At 51.9% G+C, this 13358-nt stretch carries 11 protein-coding genes; 6 read left to right on the top strand and 5 right to left on the bottom strand.

The window, feature by feature from the left end:
* The first annotated feature begins 155 nt into the window (after nt 1-155).
* The 4 genes from aceB (at nt 156) to AB8516_RS05045 (ending at nt 5235) form a co-directional block, all read left to right on the top strand.
* Nucleotides 156-1769 (top strand): malate synthase A, encoded by a 1614-nt coding sequence (aceB, locus tag AB8516_RS05060; protein ID WP_369158685.1) that lies wholly within the window; start codon nt 156-158, stop codon nt 1767-1769.
* A 52-nt stretch (nt 1770-1821) separates the two neighbouring features.
* Nucleotides 1822-3144, top strand: a complete 1323-nt coding sequence (aceA, locus tag AB8516_RS05055) for an isocitrate lyase (protein ID WP_369158683.1) — start codon at nt 1822-1824, stop codon at nt 3142-3144.
* 445 nt (nt 3145-3589) lie between these two features.
* Nucleotides 3590-4084, top strand: a complete 495-nt coding sequence (rraA, locus tag AB8516_RS05050) for a ribonuclease E activity regulator RraA (RefSeq protein ID WP_369158681.1) — start codon at nt 3590-3592, stop codon at nt 4082-4084.
* Between the two features lie 92 nt (nt 4085-4176).
* Nucleotides 4177-5235 (top strand): CNNM domain-containing protein, encoded by a 1059-nt coding sequence (locus AB8516_RS05045; protein WP_369158679.1) that lies wholly within the window; start codon nt 4177-4179, stop codon nt 5233-5235.
* A 113-nt stretch (nt 5236-5348) separates the two neighbouring features.
* Here the strand turns inward: AB8516_RS05045 and ppnN are convergent, their stop codons facing one another.
* The 4 genes from ppnN to AB8516_RS05025 all read right to left on the bottom strand — a co-directional run bounded on the left by ppnN (nt 5349) and on the right by AB8516_RS05025 (nt 9135).
* Entirely contained in the window at nt 5349-6722 is a 1374-nt protein-coding gene (ppnN, locus tag AB8516_RS05040; protein WP_369158677.1) for a nucleotide 5'-monophosphate nucleosidase PpnN, read from the bottom strand.
* Between the two features lie 207 nt (nt 6723-6929).
* Nucleotides 6930-7295 (bottom strand): hypothetical protein, encoded by a 366-nt coding sequence (locus tag AB8516_RS05035; protein ID WP_369158675.1) that lies wholly within the window; start codon nt 7293-7295, stop codon nt 6930-6932.
* 310 nt (nt 7296-7605) lie between these two features.
* Nucleotides 7606-8589 (bottom strand): malate dehydrogenase, encoded by a 984-nt coding sequence (locus AB8516_RS05030; RefSeq protein WP_369158673.1) that lies wholly within the window; start codon nt 8587-8589, stop codon nt 7606-7608.
* 315 nt (nt 8590-8904) lie between these two features.
* Entirely contained in the window at nt 8905-9135 is a 231-nt protein-coding gene (locus tag AB8516_RS05025; RefSeq protein WP_369158671.1) for a BolA/IbaG family iron-sulfur metabolism protein, read from the bottom strand.
* 243 nt (nt 9136-9378) lie between these two features.
* Between AB8516_RS05025 and AB8516_RS05020 the strand changes: the two genes are divergently transcribed.
* Together AB8516_RS05020 and AB8516_RS05015 are read left to right on the top strand one after the other, a co-directional pair.
* Nucleotides 9379-10440, top strand: a complete 1062-nt coding sequence (locus AB8516_RS05020; protein ID WP_369158669.1) for a hypothetical protein — start codon at nt 9379-9381, stop codon at nt 10438-10440.
* Nucleotides 10441-10737: 297 nt separating this feature from the next.
* On the top strand, nt 10738-11724 hold the full coding sequence (locus AB8516_RS05015; protein ID WP_369158528.1) for an IS110 family transposase: 987 nt from the start codon (nt 10738-10740) through the stop codon (nt 11722-11724).
* Nucleotides 11725-11853: 129 nt separating this feature from the next.
* On the opposite strand, the gene AB8516_RS05010 is transcribed toward AB8516_RS05015, so the two are convergent.
* Complete coding sequence (locus AB8516_RS05010; protein WP_369158667.1) at nt 11854-13356, bottom strand: NuoM family protein; 1503 nt, start codon at nt 13354-13356, stop codon at nt 11854-11856.
* Nucleotides 13357-13358 lie beyond the last annotated feature (2 nt).

Here is a 13358-nt window from a genome sequence, read left to right as displayed (position 1 = left end):
ATATTTTTTTGAAAATAATCTTGACCTTTTCACTATGCTTTAACGCAGTGCACAAAATGATCGTGAGCCTCAGATTCGGGACACGACCAAAAGATAACTAATTCCATGCCCGCTTAAGGTGCATGGCAAGAGTGAAGATGAGGAGAACAAAGATTATGTCCAGCACGCCGACGGGTCTCAGGCAGCAGCCACATGAGGTAAGAGTAACCGGTCCCATGGGTACGGGATTCGAAACTGTCCTCACATCGGAAGCCCTGCATTTCGTTGCTGAGCTTGAACGCCATTTCGGCGGCAGGCGGCGAGAACTGCTGAAGCTCAGGGAGGAGAGGCAGGTGCGCCTGAATGGAGGTGAGCTACCCGATTTTCCAGAGCAAACCAGCGACATAAGGCAGTCGGAGTGGCAGGTTCGGCCGGCACCGGCGGATCTTCAGGACCGGCGGGTGGAGATTACCGGCCCGGTTGATCGCAAAATGCTGATAAATGCTTTGAACTCAGGCGCCAAATGTTTCATGGCGGATTTGGAAGACGCACACTCGCCGACCTGGGAAGCCACTGTCGAGGGTCAAATCAACCTGAGGGAGGCAGTCAATCGAACCCTGTCCTACACCAGTCCGGAAGGCAAAGCCTACAGCCTCAAAGATGAGTTGGCGACGCTGATCGTTCGCCCCAGGGGATGGCACCTGGAAGAGAAACATGTACTGGTGGACGGGCGTCGTCTCTCCGCAGCTTTGTTTGATTTCGGTCTCTACCTGTTTCATAACGCAAAAGCCCTGCTTGATCAGGGTACCGGGCCCTATTTTTATCTGCCGAAAATGGAAAACCACATGGAGGCCCAACTGTGGCGGGACATCTTCATGTGGTCGGAAAGGCAATTGGATCTGGAGCTTGGGACGATCCGCTGTACCGTGTTGATCGAGACCATCACGGCTGTCTTCGAGATGGATGAAATCCTCTACGAACTGCGTGACTATATCTGCGGTCTCAACTGCGGACGCTGGGACTACATCTTCAGCTTCATCAAGCGTTTTCACGCACATCCCGAATGCGTGCTGCCCGATCGAAGCCAGGTCACCATGTCCGTTCCCTTTCTGCGAACCTATTCAAAGCTATTGATCAATACCTGTCATCGCCGAGGCGCCCATGCCATGGGAGGCATGGCGGCGCAGATTCCGATCCGTGACGATGCGGAGGCGGATGCTGAAGCCAAACAGAAGGTTCGCCTGGATAAGGAACGGGAAGCAGGTGATGGTCATGACGGCACATGGGTTGCCCATCCCGGATTGGTACCGATAGCGATGGAAGTTTTCGATAAACATATGCCCGGCCCCAATCAACTCGACCATATGGATGATGGTTTGGTTGTCGCCGGCAGTGACCTGTTACAGGTGCCGGACGGTGAAATAACAGAAGCGGGATTGCGCAACAATATCAGTGCCGCGCTGCGCTACATGGCCGCCTGGTTGGGTGGGCGTGGCGCCGTGCCGATTCACCATCTGATGGAGGATGCGGCAACCGCGGAGATTGCCCGCTCTCAGATCTGGCAATGGATTCGCTATCCCAAAGGGGTGCTCGATGATGGCCGGGATGTCACCTATCAGCTTTTCGACCATGCGGTCAGCGACGAGCTGGAGCTGATTCGGAAAGAAACGGGTGAACTGGCTTATGAAGCTGGCCAATACGAACTGGCGGCAACCCTGTTGCGGCAAATCGTCGCGGCTGATGAATTCGAGGAGTTTCTAACTCTGCCTGCCTATGAGCAACTCGACTGAGTTGGGGCGAAAGCAAAAAACTGAACCAAATATACCACTGGAGAAACGACAGATGACACGTAGAGAACAGATCGAAGCCTTGCAAAAGGATTGGGCGGAAAATCCCCGCTGGACCGATGTGAAACGCGGTTACAGCGCAGAAGACGTAGTACGTCTTCGCGGTTCGGTACAACCCGAACACACCTACGCCAAGCAAGGCGCAGAAAAACTCTGGAAACTGGTTCATGGCCATGCCAAGAAGGGATATGTGAACTGCATGGGCGCTATCACCGGCGGGCAGGCGATGCAGCAGGCCAAGGCAGGCATCGAGGCGATCTATCTCTCCGGCTGGCAGGTTGCGGCAGACGGCAATACCTCCGAGACCATGTATCCGGATCAATCCCTCTACGCCTACGATTCGGTACCCACCATGGTGCGCCGTATCAATAGTGCCTTCAAACGCGCCGATGAGATTCAGTGGTCACGGGATATCGGACCGGAAGATGAAGGCTACATCGACTACTTCCTGCCAATCGTTGCCGATGCCGAGGCAGGCTTCGGCGGTGTGCTCAACGCCTTCGAATTAATGAAGAACATGATTGCCGCAGGTGCGGCCGGTGTGCATTTCGAAGATCAACTCGCGGCGGTTAAAAAGTGCGGTCATATGGGTGGCAAGGTACTGGTGCCGACCCAGGAAGCGGTACAAAAGCTGATTGCCGCCCGTCTGGCGGCTGATGTCATGGGCGTGCCCACTCTGGTGCTGGCGCGTACCGATTCCGAGGCAGCCAACCTGTTGACCTCCGATGTGGACGCCAATGATCAACCCTTCCTCACCGGTGAGCGGACTGACGAGGGTTTCTACCGTGTCAAGAACGGCTTGGAACAGGCCATTTCACGTGGAGTGGCCTATGCGCCTTATGCGGATCTGGTGTGGTGTGAGACAGGTACGCCGGACCTCGGTTTTGCCCGTGAATTCGCACAGGCCGTATTGGCGGAAAATCCCAACAAGCTGCTGGCATATAACTGTTCGCCGTCGTTCAACTGGAAAAAGAATCTGGACGACAAGACCATTGCCAAGTTCCAGGATGAACTATCAGGCATGGGTTACAAGTATCAGTTCATCACCTTGGCCGGTATTCACAACATGTGGTTCAACATGTTCGATCTCGCCTATGAATATGCCCGTGGTGAGGGCATGAAACACTATGTTGAGAAGGTTCAGGAACCCGAATTTGCAGCACGTGATAAAGGTTATACCTTCGTCTCACATCAACAAGAGGTAGGCGCGGGATATTTTGACGATGTAACCACGGTTATCCAGGGGGGTGCGTCATCAGTTACAGCATTGACTGGATCCACGGAAGAGGAGCAGTTCGACAGCGCCGCTGGTATGTAGGCTCACTTTTCACACGCAGCTGATTTCGCATCAGTACTCAAACCCCTCCGAGGCTGTGCTGCTGCGTGTGTATTACCGTTTTTTCTGCCCTTCGGCCGCGCTTCTGGCGCGGCTTTTTTTTATTAACGTAGACTGCTTAGGGCCTGTTGACAGGCCCTAGTAGATTGGCCGCAAATGAATGCTAATTACAGCAAACAGACGCGAATTGGATATGTCATTATATGTAGGATGAAAGGTTTCTGACCCTTTGTAAGGTTGAATTGAGATCGTATCGTTGTACATGGCGTGGCTGCAAGCATGAGTATTTCGTGAGTCGTTTCATGCAAACTAATAAAACCTTTCGCGTTAATTCGCGGTGATTGGCGTTCATTTGCGGCCTGTATTGTTTTTTTAGTGTTCCCATGATTTGGGTAATAGTGACTAAACGAAGTGTGAGGAGAGCATCATGAACCAGGCAGCTGGTAGTTTGAAGACAGCCGATCTGTACGATGTCCACGAAGAGAAGCTACAGATTTGTTATCCCGGTTTTCGTCACTATGGAGGTAGTAGGATGTTTCATGGCCCCATAGCGACATTGAAGTGTTTTGAAGACAACTCGATAGTGCGTGAAGAATTGGATCAACCGGGGCAGGGCAGGGTGCTGGTGATTGATGGTGGCGGGTCTCTGCGCTGCGCTATGCTGGGTGATATCTTAGCAAAGAAGGCTGTAGACAACGGCTGGGCCGGTGTCCTGGTGAATGGATGTATTCGCGATGCCGCTGAGATTGGCGAGATGTCGCTCGGGGTGATGGCATTGGCCACAAACCCTCGTAAGAGCGTTAAGAAGGGAGTGGGGGAGACGGGCGTCGAAGTCAACTTCAGCGGTGTCAATTTCAGATCCGGTGAGTGGCTCTATGCCGATGAGGATGGGATTGTGGTGCTGGCGGATCCAGCAGCTTGAAGAGACCGCGGCGTTAACGGGACCTGATAGTGAAAAGGATCGAAAATATCTGTATAAACAATGTTTGATACAAGCTGACTCATGGTTTAACAATGCTGTTACTCATTGTCTATGTACTCATAGCCTTAGGCTTTTCGTTTCTCTGCTCGATTGCAGAGGCTGTTATTCTCAGTATCACCCATCCCTATATCTCAGTCCTGGACCAGCAAGGCAGTCGGGCCGCGCCCATTCTGCGGGAGATGAAGAAGGATATAAATGATCCATTGGCAGCGATTCTCACTTTAAATACCACAGCGCATACCATCGGCGCTGCAGGAGCCGGAGCCCAGGCGGCGGTAGTATTCGGCAGTGGCTATGTGGGTGTTGCTTCAGCCGTGCTCACGTTCATGATACTGGTATTTTCAGAGATCATTCCCAAGACACTGGGAGCCAGTTACTGGCGTCAACTCGCTCCAGCCACAGCCTATACGCTCAGGTTCCTGATCTGGGTGCTCTATCCCTTTGTTGTGATGTCGGCGTTATTGACACGGTTACTTTCCCGCAAACACTCCCACGGTCATTTCCGCAAAGAGGAGTTTACCGCCATGGCGAAAGCCGGTGTGGAAGAGGGAAAACTCGACCTGCATGAATCGTTGATACTGAAAAATCTCTTTCTGCTCAAGGAAACCCTCGTTACCGATGTCATGACACCCCGCACGGTGGTGTTTTCTCTGGATGAGACGCTCCAGGTCCAGGAGTATTTCGAGAAGCACAATAGCAGCCGTTTTTCACGTATACCGGTCTACAGTGGTGATCGCGACCATGTTACCGGCTTCGTATTACGCAGCGATCTACTGCTTTCGCACGCCAGGGGGAATTCTGAGAAAAGCTTGGATGTATATCGCCGAGATATACCGGCACTGCCGGATACAAGCTCGCTGCAGGTTGCCTTCGAGCTGTTTATCGAAAAACGCGGCCATATTATGCTGGTAGTGGATCAATACGGCAGCATGGTGGGGATACTGACCCTGGAGGATATCCTCGAAACCATTCTCGGAATCGAAATCGTCGATGAGGGTGATCGTATAGACGATATGCGAAAGCTGGCCAGACGGCTATGGAAAAAGCGTGCAAACAGGATGGGGCTGGAAGTCGAGGAAGAGGATGAGTGACCAGGCCCAAACAGGCCAATTTCAGGGCTGGCAAAAAAGTATCACTATCTGACTATATTGAACAGAGGCGATTGAGGGTGCCGTGTTATTGATGGCCACAGGTGAGCGGGTGTTTATGATTTCAGTTCATAACAGGGTGAGTAGTCCCCCTGCAGTTTCATTCTGTTCTGTTCGGCAAAAGCGATCAACAGCCGATCCATGGCGGCGACGATTTCCTCGTCTCCATGGATGATAAAGGGGCCATGCGTCTCAACGGCCCGTATCCCATCTTCCTTCACATTCCCGGCAACGATGCCGGAAAATGCACGCCGTAGATTGGCAGCCATTTCATGTCCATCCTGACCGGCAGTCAAATCAAGTTCAGACATCGCTTTATGTGTGGGTGAAAAGGGTTGTTGCAGGGCTGTTTCTATATACAGTCGCCAGTTGAAATAGAAGGCGTCGTTACCCTCATAACGGTAGGCTCTTACATGATCCATGGCACTGCCTAATGTACTTGCCACAGCCGCAGGGTCGTCAATGATGACGGAGTAGAATCTCTGTGCATCAGAACCCAATGTTGCACGCACAAATCGATCCATCTCTGTAAAGTATCCTTCGCTCTCAGTGGGACCGGTCAATATCAGAGGAAAGACATGATCACTGTTGTGCGGATGCATGAGGATGCCCAGCAGATAGAGTAACTCTTCCATGGTGCCGGCTCCGCCGGGAAAGATAACGATACCGTGTCCGACGCGTACGAATGCTTCCAGTCGCTTTTCAATGTCGGGCATGATAACAAGGTCGTTGACGATCGGGTTGGGTGGTTCGGAAGCGATGATTCCAGGTTCAGTAATACCGAGATAGCGGCCGCTCCTGATACGCTGCTTGGCATGCCCGATGGCTGCCCCTTTCATGGGACCTTTCATGGCGCCCGGTCCACAACCGGTGCAGACATTGAGCCCCCGCAGGCCCAATTGATAACCTACCTCCTTGGTGTAGTCATATTCACTTCTGCCGATTGAGTGTCCGCCCCAACAGACCACCAGATTCGGGTCCATGCCGGTGTGTAAAACCCGTGCATTGCGCAGGATGTGAAAAACGGCAGAAGTGATATGGCTTGAATCGGTCAGATCGTAGACCGAGTCGTATTTGATTTCATTATGGACATAGATGATGTCCCGCAGTACGGCGAATAGATGTTCCTGAATACCGCGAATCATCCTGCCGTCGACGAAAGCGCTGCCTGGAGCATTCTCCAGACGCAGTTGAATGCCCCTGTTTGTCTGCATCAAATGAATGCCGAAATCGCGATAGGCCTCAAAAATCTCACGGGCATTATCGGTTTCACTGCCGCAGTTGAGCACCGCCAGCGCACAACGGCGAAACAGGCCGTAGAGACCGCGTGCGCTGGTGTCGAGAAGGGCATTGACCTCCAGCTGCGACAGCACCTCTAGGCTGCCTTCGGGACGTACTGATGCGCTGAGTCTGGATGGTGTGGAGTTCAAATGGCTACTGTTACGCAGATAGGTTAATGGTTTTTGTTAAGGCCTGTGAACGCTAATCATTGAATATTATCTGGAACCTTGTTAAATGTGAATATAGGATACTCAGAGGTTTGTGGCCAACAGTTTTCACTTGTACAAATTTAGCCGTCGCTGTCAGGGTATTGACACACAGAAAGGGTGTGGCGAGGCCACACCCTGCAATGACTTCTACTCTCCTTCGTAACTTGCACCGATATATCCACCCGAGCTGCCACTTTGATTTGAATTGTCATCACTGTTGTCTGAGGATGAAGTGGTAGTGGTCTTGGTTTTTGTCTTTACCTTGGTTTTTGTAATGTTTCCATCCTCATCGACTGTTCGCGTCTTGGTCTTTTCTTTAACTTTTGTCACGGTCTTTGTTTTGCCCGCAAGCCGAAGCGGTACACTTGTCATATGGTTGTCGACAATCAGCGATCGTTTTGGATGTACGGTCGATAAGGTATCAAATGCATCTGCTTCGATAACGGCCGATGCCTCCATACTGATCACAAATGCAAGTAGACTGGAAAAAACAGAAGATATTTGTCGTTTCATGGTCGTTTCCCTCGAAATAGATAGATTGATGCAATAATTTGGTTCAGAGCCTTCTTATTGCATTACCATCTGTTGAACAGACAGTGATCCATACTGCATGATCGATGCTATATGAGTCGAAAATGACGGGTAATGATAAATTCACGTATTTGATGTGAATTATTTACATCACTTACAGATTGCCAGGACAGCAATGTCGGGAAACGAAGCGAATGGGAGAGGAAAATTGCTTCTGCTCCATCGTCTCGGGCCTGTTAACAGGCCCTGCAATATGCCGGGTCAATGGGGCAGAAGCGCGGTTGCATTCAGGTCAACCGGGCAGCAGGTCCTGGATGATCGCCCGTTCTTCAAGTAGCTCCTTCTGGGATGCCTTGAGGCGGGATACGCTGAATTCGTCCAGATCCAGTCCCTGTACGATTTCGTAGTTTCCGTCCTTGCAGGTGACAGGATAGGAATAGACTAAGCCTTCCTCGATACCGTAGCTACCGTCGGAAGGGATGGCCATGCTGACCCAGTCGCCCTCAGGGGTGCCGAGCGCCCAGTCATGCATATGATCGACAATGGCATCGGCCGCTGACGCAGCGGAGGAGAGCCCCCGTGCTTCGATAATCTCGGCACCGCGGCGTTGAACTCTGGGAATGAAGTGGTCTATGGCCCAATCCTGCGATACCAGGTCGTAGACGGGCTTGCCGGCGATCTCACAATTGTCGATGTGGGGGAATTGGGTCATCGAATGGTTACCCCAGACCGTCACTCGTTTGATATCCGCAACCAGGGAATTGGTCTTGCCGGCCAGCTGACCGATGGCGCGGTTGTGGTCCAGGCGGGTCATTGCGGTGAATTGGCGCTTGTCCAGATCAGGGGCATTGGAAGCGGCGATCAGTGCGTTGGTGTTCGCCGGGTTACCCACCACCAGGACTTTTACATCTCGTGAAGCGTGGTCATTGATTGCCTTGCCTTGATGAGAGAAGATCTTGGCGTTTTCAGTAATCAGGTCCTTGCGCTCCATGCCCTTGCTGCGTGGCTTCGCCCCAATCAGGATGGCGTAATCCGTTCCCCTGAATCCGATCTCGGGATTGTCTGTCATGACGATATCGTGCAGCAGCGGGAAGGCGCAATCCTCCAGTTCCATGCCTACGCCACTCAATGACGACATGGATTGCGGTATCTCAAGCAGTCTGAGAATCACAGGTTGATCAGGGCCAAACATGGCGCCGGATGCAATTCGAAAAACCAGTGCATAGCCGATGTGTCCTGCGGCACCGGTGATTGTGACTTTTACTGCGGGTTTCATTCAGGTAATCCTCTCTCTTATAAGTTTGTTGGATGGCGAGATAAGTATAGTTGTATATGTATCATTGGACAGCCCATATACTTCAATAGAAAGTATTAGATATTTCCAAGTTTTCGGCTTAGCGTCATCCTGTGATCCGCGGTCTTATAAGACAAAGCGGCTATTCGCGGCCCGATCCACAATCTATCTCATAAGCCTCAGGCGCATGCCCCTTTCAAATCCCTGTTGCAAGGGTCGTAATTCAGGTATAAATTCTTTAAAAAATCAATAACTAAAAGCCGGTATATAGAGTTTATACAAATTCATCGATTATGTTTACTGAAGCTCATCCGGGGTTTTTGCACGAACCGTTAATGCGTGCAGCTCACCGCTTCCAATCTCTTCATTGAAGAGGGTCATGATGGAGCGTTGTCTTTGCAGACTCTTCATGTTGTCGAATGCCGGTGTGGTGACATTCACCTCAAAGTTGCAGCTTTCACCGGAAACAGTGACCTCGGCATCCGGGTAGAGGTCTTTTATTCGATTGATCAGGTCTTGTTGGTTCATTGACAATGTATACCTTGATGTAATAGAGGGAGTTGGAAGCGCATCATTTCACTAAGAGGCGGATAATTTAATCGTATCTTTTTGTGGATATTTTTCGACTTGTATCTGACCGAGCGATTTCCACGGGATACTGGGCCGGTTTGTTGAGTGATATCCGGTCCTCGTCATCCATTGCATGATGAAGATTGACAGCACAATAAACTTGGGGCAAGTTCTCACTACCCGTTATCAGCAGGAAAGACCATGGATATCCATAATAAACCCATTCAGGAACGTATTGAATGGTTGATCAACCATGCAAGTACCCATTCAGAGAAATACAGTAAACCCGGTAGCTGGCTTGCCCGCACACGATATCTCTCGGAGCATCCCACCGCGATCGCCGTGCTGAAGTGTATGGATGGCCGTATCAACATACCCATTGCGACCAATACACCCCAGGGAATTATTCAGCCATTCCGAAATCTTGGCGGCATATTCGATCTCGGTTGGCCGCACCTCGGAGAAGTCTTGGCGAGCTACGTTCAAAACGTGGTCTCGGATGGCAGGCGGGTGATGACCTTGATTACATATCACTTTTCGAAAGGCGATCCTCAACGCGGCTGCGCCGGCTTCAACTATGATACCGAGGCAGCAAGATCCCATACCTATCAGATCAAGCGGCAAGTGGAAGAGGTGTTCGGTGATGATCATGCCACCGTATATCCTATCGTGTGCGGATTTGAAACAGACGATGATGCCCTGATCCTGCATGGATCGACAGGTGAGCAGCTCAATATGGCGGATCTGAAGCTGAGCGACAAAGATACACTACTGCCCCGACTGGAGGCGCTATTTCCCGATATGTCGGCGCAGATGCGGCAGGATCTGTTGCCGCTGGTGGCGGGTAATCTTGATCACGTGGAAGAGGCGCGACAGCTGCAGCGTGAGCTGGATATTGTGCATCGTGAATGGATGATCTGTATCGGTCGCGGCTTCGATTTTCTGCATACGCCGAATCTTGCACTGATCATCGGTCCCTATAGCCCCAACCTTTCGGATCCCATCGATAAGGCAGCGGGAATTATCGAGAGCAACATGGAGGCTGGACGCATACCTGATGACGGCTTTTTGCTGCTTGCTTCCGTACCTTTCCAGGATGTCGGCGTGGACAGGGCACGGGCCGAGGTGAAGTCGAAGTTTCTGAGTAATTTTGCCGCTGAGCGGATCCGTGTTTCCCACCCTGAACTGGCCAAGAAGATGAAGGTCAAGACCGCTGTATTGAATTGGCATTCCCGGCATCTGGAGATGCTTTCGCAGGGGTGAGATTCAGTCCGCAAATGAACGCAAATGAACGCTAATAAAACAAATAATCTATCTGATTCGCCAAGATGGTGAATGAATTCAGATAGTTTAATGGTGCGGCAAGCCGCACCCTTGTATCTCTTCTGATGAATTGTTTAGCTAGCAATTCATCACACGGTGATAAGACCTGCACCGCACCCTGAGACCACGAGTCTGTTTTGTAGATACAGGCTATCACCGATTCTCTATAAACTGAATGGTATCGGAGTCCCTCCGGCATTACGGAGAGAGGCTGCATGAACAAGGTGAGTGAAGAGAATGAAAGCGATAATTGGCATTGATGTGAGTAAAAATAAGCTGGATTGTCTGTGGTTACGCAGTATCGAACCACGCAAGGTCAAGTCGAAGGTCTTTCCTAATACACCAGCCGGCCATGACCACCTACTCGATTGGTCACAAAAACAGACTGGTCAGCCACTGAGTGGGTTACGCTTTGTCATGGAGGCGACTGGCATCTACCACGAGCGTCTAGCCTACGGTCTGCATGAGCAAGGTGGTGAAGTCGCGGTGCTTAACCCGGCCCAGGTGAGAGATTACGCCAAGGGTATCGCGGTGCACACCAAGACCGACAGAAAGGACTCGCTGGTGTTAGCCTTGTATGGCGCCAAAGAACCCCTGCATCTGTGGAGACCGGAACCGGCAGAGATACGTAAACTCAAAGAGTTACTGTCACGGCTGGAGGCATTGCAAGGCGATATCCAGCGTGAACGCAACCGCCTGGAGAAGGCTTTGTCAGGGATCAGTCATCCAGAGGTTGGGCACTCCATCTCGACCGTGCTCAAAGGCCTGGAGCAAGAACAAAAGCGTCTGGAAGCGATGATCGATGAGCATATCGACACCCACCCCCAGCTGAAAAACGACCAGCAGCTGCTAGAAAGTATCCCAGGCATTGGCCGGACCCTCAGTCGAATCATGATGAGTGTCTACCGTGCCCGGGATTTTGAGCATGCTAGTCAAATGGCCGCCTATCTGGGAGTGGTGCCCATCGAGCATCAATCCGGATCCAGCATCAACAAGCGACCACGACTGTCGAAAGCAGGCAGCGCGAGGATCAGGGCCAAACTCTACATGCCTGCTATCGTGGCCAGTCTACACAACCCAACGGCCAAGGCCTTATACGAGCGGTTGCTCGCGAGAGGAAAATGCAAAATGTCCGCATTAGGAGCCGTTATGCGCAAATTAGTACATCTGTGCTTTGGGGTACTCAAGCACCAGCAAGTTTACTCCCCACAAGCCGCTTTATAGCTACTTGTGGGAGTAAAGGAGAGATGGTATCTACGCAGGAAAAAAAATAGCTCTTTTTGCCGATCATACAGCCTATGCGGCATAGCCTGGATCATAAATATTTGCGTTTATTCGCGTTCATTTGCGGACCTATTGCAATCGCATCAGCCATAAGCCGGCCGTCGATTCCATCAAGTCCAGGACACCTCCGGGAAACAGCCCGAAAACCAGCACCAGAAGTGAAAACAGCATCATGATGGCCAGCTCCTTAGGGCGTAGGTCCTGACCAGCGCTTACCTGGCCGTCAGTGATCGGTCCGAAGAAGCTTTGGCGATAGCTGTTCAACAGATAGCCGGTGCCGATGATGAGCCCGAACAGGGCTGCGAGTCCGGCACCTGTGTGGGTTTCAAGGGCACTGATGAGGATCAGCAGTTCTGCCGGAAATCCACTGGTTCCGGGAATACCCAATGAGGCCAGACCCAGAAACATGAAGAAGGCTGCAAGCAATGGCATTGTCTGTGCCACACCCCCAAGATGGATCAAATCGGTGGACCCCAAACGATGGTGCAGATAACCGGTAAGCAGGAACAGACCTCCCGCAATGACGACAAAGTTGAGCAACTGGAAAACAGCACCCTGCAGACCCTGTAGGTTAAATGAGGCGATACCCAAAATCACCAGCCCCACATGGCTCATGGAGGAGTAGGCCAGCATGCGTCTGAGATTTGTCTGATTGATGGCTGCCAATGCACCATACAGCAGGCCGACGACACCCAGTCCGGCCAGTAGCCAATGCAGTTCCTGTGCGGCGGTCGGGGCCAGCGGGATAGCAAAGCGAATAATGCCATAGGCGCCCAGTTTGATACCCACCAGCAGCGCGGCAACCGGTGCGGGACCTTCGAGGGCGACAATTGGCAGCCAGGTATGGAGCGGAAAGAGAGGGGTCTTGACGGCAAAGCCCACCAGCAGAAACAGGAATACGATGACCTCAAGTCCGGCTGGAAGAGGGGTATCGAGCAGGGTCTGGTAATCAAACGTGAGTCCTTCCGGTGGTATGGCGCCGGCGATCTCGGCATGATTGAAGGCCAGAACCGCAATCGCCAACAGCAATGGTATGCCCCCGGCCAGCATGAACAGGGTATATTTAGTCGCCGCATAGCGCCGATGGGGGCCGATTCCCCACAGGCTGATCAGGAAATAGAGGGGTGCAAGGGTCAATTCCCAAAACAGAAAAAAGGCCAGCACATCGATGCTCATGAAGACACCAAGGGTGGCGGTCGCGAACAGCAGCAACAGGTTGAAGTAGACTCTTTGCAGGCCCCGGATATGGGTCCAGGATGCAAGGGTTGCAGCAATGAACAACAGTATCGTTAAAGGCAGAAACGCTGCCGACAAACCATCGACGCCAAATCTGAAGTTGGCATCCAGCGCGGGTATCCAGGGGTAGTGTTCAACGAACTGAAAGCCGGGATTATCGCTCTCCAGCAGTACCACGATGGCGATCGCCGGGAACAGGGCGCAGAGTAGTGTAGCGAGGGTGACCATACGGGCCCAGGAGACTGGAAAGAACCAGATCGCACCAGCGCCCGCAAGTGGCAGTAGCAGCAGTGTTGAGAGTAGCGGTAGATCGGTCATTGCTTGGAGTGATCCCATTT

Origin of the sequence: Candidatus Thiodiazotropha sp. LNASS1 (genome assembly GCF_964212655.1) — a bacterium.
GTDB lineage: Bacteria > Pseudomonadota > Gammaproteobacteria > Chromatiales > Chromatiaceae > Thiodiazotropha.
Note: the sequence above shows the minus strand (reverse complement) of the source record. Positions and strands in the feature narration are given on the sequence as shown.